This is a genomic window from Pseudomonas sp. 39004 (assembly GCF_028682155.1).
Taxonomy (GTDB): Bacteria; Pseudomonadota; Gammaproteobacteria; order Pseudomonadales; family Pseudomonadaceae; genus Aquipseudomonas; species Aquipseudomonas capeferrum.
In genome coordinates this window covers 1-4435 of record NZ_JANIAG010000276.1, presented here as the reverse complement: position 1 = coordinate 4435, position 4435 = coordinate 1, and the positions used below count along the sequence as shown (strand labels likewise).

At 60.5% G+C, this 4435-nt stretch carries 2 protein-coding genes and 1 pseudogene; 2 read left to right on the top strand and 1 reads right to left on the bottom strand.

Annotated elements, in window-relative coordinates; all coding sequences use genetic code 11:
- Positions 1–305 precede the first annotated feature (305 nt).
- A pseudogene (locus NP534_RS25855) lies at positions 306–2740 on the top strand (TonB-dependent siderophore receptor).
- 183 nt (positions 2741–2923) lie between these two features.
- On the opposite strand, the gene NP534_RS25850 reads toward NP534_RS25855, so the two are convergent.
- Entirely contained in the window at positions 2924–3151 is a 228-nt protein-coding gene (locus NP534_RS25850; RefSeq protein ID WP_274100608.1) for a hypothetical protein, read from the bottom strand.
- Positions 3152–3730: 579 nt separating this feature from the next.
- Between NP534_RS25850 and NP534_RS25845 the strand changes: the two genes are divergently transcribed.
- Positions 3731–4291: a hypothetical protein gene (locus NP534_RS25845; protein WP_274100607.1), complete on the top strand. Its 561-nt coding sequence runs from the start codon at positions 3731–3733 to the stop codon at positions 4289–4291.
- The last annotated feature ends 144 nt before the right edge of the window (positions 4292–4435 follow it).

Sequence of the window (4435 nt, the reverse complement as noted above, 5' to 3'; positions counted from 1 at the left end):
CCTTTGGTGCCCGCCTCAATATCGCGTCGGACAAACAAGGCGGTCGCGCGCTCAGGCACAGGCGTGACTGGCCGAAACAAATGTAGGAGCGAGCTAGCTCGCGATGCGCCGCGCGGGCGGCGCTCGATCTTCGGCCCCCTAAAAATACCAAGCCAGGCACCCGGTCGCCCCAAATACAATCTCCAGTCATCCACAACCCACCCAAAAAAATGCTGCTACCCCTTGTCGGTTTTGCCGACTTGTCCGGGATACCTCTTGAATCCAACCAAGAAGCATTCTCAAGAGGAACGTCAAGAGTGCCGTATCTGCCCACAACCACCTGTTCTCGACTGAGCCTTGCGGTGCGCCGCAGCCTGTTTGCCGGCTTGCTCTGCACCAGCCCACTGCTGCTTGCACTGCCCGCAGCACCGGCTGACGCCAGCGAGCAAACACACAGCTACGCCATCCCCGCTGGCGGCCTGGACCAGGCGCTGAACCGCTTCGCGAGCGAGGCCGGTATCTTGCTTTCTGCCGATGCCCAGCTCACCGCCGGCAAGCGCAGCGCTGGCCTGAACGGCAGCTATTCCGTTGCAGATGGCCTGGCCCAGTTGCTGGCCGGTACCGGCCTTCGCGCATTCAATAGCGGTGGCAACTACACGGTGGAGGTCGCAGCGGGCAGCGGTGGCGCCCTGGAGCTGGAGGCGACCAACGTCATCAGCAACCAGCTGGGCACCGTCACCGAAGGCACCGGCTCTTACACGCCCGGCACCATCGCCACGGCCACCCGCCTGGTACTCAAACCCAGGGAAACCCCGCAGTCGATCAGCGTGGTCACGCGCCAGCACATGGATGACTTTGCCCTCAACAGTGTCGACGCGGTGATGCGCCACACCCCGGGCATCACCGTGTCGGCCTACGACACGGACCGGACCAACTACTATTCCCGCGGTTTCTCGATCAACAACTTCCAGTACGACGGCATCCCCTCCGCCGTGCGCAACGTCGCCTACTCAGCCGGCAACACCCTGAGCGACATGGCCATCTACGACCGCATCGAAGTGCTCAAGGGCGCCTCCGGCCTGCTCAGCGGCGCCGGCTCGCTGGGCGGTACCATCAACCTGGTACGCAAAAAGCCCACCGCCGACTTCCAGGGCCACGCCACCCTGGGCGCGGGCTCGTGGGACAACTACCGCAGCGAACTGGATGTCAGCGGCCCGCTGACCGAAACCGGCAACGTCCGCGGCCGGGCCGTGGTTGCCTACCAGGACAAGCACTCGTTCATCGACCGCTATTCGAGCCAGAACTCGGTGTTCTACGGCATCGTCGAGTTCGACCTGTCGCCCGATACGCTGCTGACCGTGGGCGCCGACTACCAGGACAACGACCCCAAGGGTTCCACCTGGTCCGGCAGCTTCCCGCTGCTCAATTCCAAGGGCGAGCGCAACGACGCCAAGCGCTCGTTCAGCAACGCAACCGACTGGAGCAGCTGGCAGCAGTACACCCGCACGGTCTTCGCCACGCTGGAGCACGACATGGGCGACGGCTGGGTGACCAAGCTGCAACTGGACCACAAGTACAACGGCTATGACGCGCAGATGGGCGCCATCCAGTTCGACCAGCCGCAGCCCGACGGCAGCGCCGAAATCAACGCGCAACGCTACAAGGGCGACACCACCAGCGACTCGGCCGACCTGTATGTCAGCGGCCCGTTCAGCATGCTCGGCCGCGAGCACGACCTGGTGCTCGGCGGCTCCATCAGCAAGGCCCACTGGGATGGCAAGGGTTACTGGGACGAAACCTTCTCGGTACCCAACCGCGTGGACTACAACAACTGGCACGGCAACCTGCCCAAGCCCGACTGGGGGCCGGTGTCGCAGCGCACCGACGACGTGATCCGCCAGACCGGCGTCTACCTCACCACCCGTCTGAACGTCACCGACGACCTGAAAGTGCTGCTGGGCGGCCGCGTGGTCAACTACAGCCTGACCGGCCTGACCCCGACCTACACCGAGTCCGGACGCTTCATTCCCTATGCTGGCGCCATCTACGACCTGAATGAAAACTTCTCGGTCTACGCCAGCTACACCGACGTGTTCATGCCGCAAGAAAACTACAACCGCGACCGCGACAACAAACTGATCGAGCCGGATGAAGGCGAGAACTACGAAATCGGGGTCAAGGGCGAGTTCTTCGACGGCCGCCTGAACGCCAGCCTGGCCTACTTCGAGGTCAAGGAAACCAACCGCTCGGTGCCGGACGACGCCTACAACAACCTGACACCTACCCCATCCAACTACGCGTTCAAGGGCAGCAAGGCGACCACCAAGGGCTACGAGCTGGAAGTGTCCGGCGAACTGGCCCCAGGCTGGCAGGTGCAAGGCGGCTACACCCACAAGGTGGTGCGCGACAGCAACGACGTGAAGCTCTCGACCTTCGAGCCCGAGACCAGTTCAGCCTCTACACCACCTACAAGCTCACCGGCGACCTGGACAAAATCACCCTTGGCGGTGGCGCACGCTGGCAGAACAAGGCCTGGCAGCAGATCTGGAACAACCCCAAAGGCGTGAACGAGGACATCACCCAGGAATCGTACTGGGTGGTGGACCTGATGACCCGCTACCAGATCACGCAGAACCTGTCGGCGACGCTTAACGTCAACAACCTCTTCGACAAGTACTACTACACCAACGTCGGCTTCTATAACTCGGCCATCTACGGCGAACCGCGCAACGTCATGGTTACGACCCGCTGGGACTTCTGATAGCGGTGCCAGCCTGGAATACACGAAGACCCAGGCTGGCCTTGGTGGGCACAACTGCCTTGCTCAAACTTCCAAAACAGCCATGCCCCCCGTGGGAGCGGGCTTGCCCCGCGAACACGGGCGAAGCCCGTGCCATCCACCACAGTGCCTGCTTCGCGGGTAAGCCCGCTTGCACCGGGCCAACTAATCGCCCGGATCCTGCCCCTTCAGCTCCATCACCTTCCCACACTGCTCACTGGCCAACCGGCTGATAATCCGAATCGCCTGATGGATACCAGCCGTGTTGCGAAAGCTCAGCTGCGGGTTGTGTTCGCACTCCAGCATCTCGTCGTGCTGCACCAAGGCCTCGCCTAGCAGCTCGAGGGTCCAGGCGTAGCTTTGGATGGTGGTGAGGCGTTCGTGGTCAGTCATGGGGGGCCTCCTGGGGGGTGGAGGTGGCGCAGGATTGGGTGTCGATGGGGTAGAAACGGTGGGGGTTGCGGGCCGGCGCGGGGCGGCGGCGGAGAACGAATGCGAGGATCCTTGATGGATTTAAGGTGAGCATGCATGAGACTCCAAGTTTTAATTGGAGCTGCCACGATCCTTCCTACGGGATTGGGTGGCAGCTGTGCATGGGGTAGGAATACCGGGAAACTTGGAACCCGGCCAGGCCGAAGCCTGCCCACACACAGCCGCCATGACACAGCACGGCAGGCACAAAAAAAGCGCCAGCTGTGGTGCAGGGGCGCCTAGTGCATGCGCCAAGTTTACCAACGGGTTCCTACGCCCGGTCACGGAATTTGCCGCGACTTGGGGAATTTATCGCCTCGTTTCAGGTAGGGCAAGGTTCTTGGTTGTGGGAAACGTCCCATTGTTTTGTACGAATGCACAGGGAAACAAAACCGTAGCGTGCAAGGCAGGGAGGATGATGGAGCATGGCTATTCACGCTCAACATTTCACCCTGACAGCCGTTAAAGCTCGTTGAGTCATACACAACGATGAGAACGGTTATGAAGCGAGTCGAACGGGATTTCATTACGCTATTCAACTGTTTGTGGTACCGCGATTTTCCGGTTACCGAGGCAAACGATCTAGCGGGGCGCGCCGACTGGACAATTCACCTTGGATTGGTAGTGCGTCAGTGCGCAACGCTTCTTGGCGCAAGGGCGTTGTTTGAACAAGGTGGACGCACCGACGCTGTGCTGCGGTATCCAGAAGGCGACACACTTTCGTTCGTCGAGTGGGAATGGAAACGGGCACATACGGATATCAATGAGATTTCCAAGCTGCTTGAGCGCGCCGGCAAAGCAGTGTTCCAGACCTTTATCGGCTATAGCAGGATCGAAGACATTGCGCTCACGTTGGAGCGAATCCACACGCAATGGCAGGACGCGGACAAGCCACTGATGGTATTCCTGATTACGTACGAGCTGTCTGGTCGTAGCCGTCATTTCATGGAGCTGCAGACGTACATGTTTGCAAGGGGAAAATACAAGAAAGTACGTGCTCAGCCGGCGTTGCCTTGGAAGGTGAATCGGGCGAAGGCTAACAGTGCATCTGATGAGGCGTGATTACTGCTGCTTACCCTAGTGCGGTGTTTTCAGAAGTACCAATGAAAATTGCTCAAGGCCCGTGCCGCACGAGCGACTGAGGCCAGGATGTCCTCGGCTTTTTTATGGTTCTTCACGGAATGTTGGGGAAGTGAGGCTGCTATG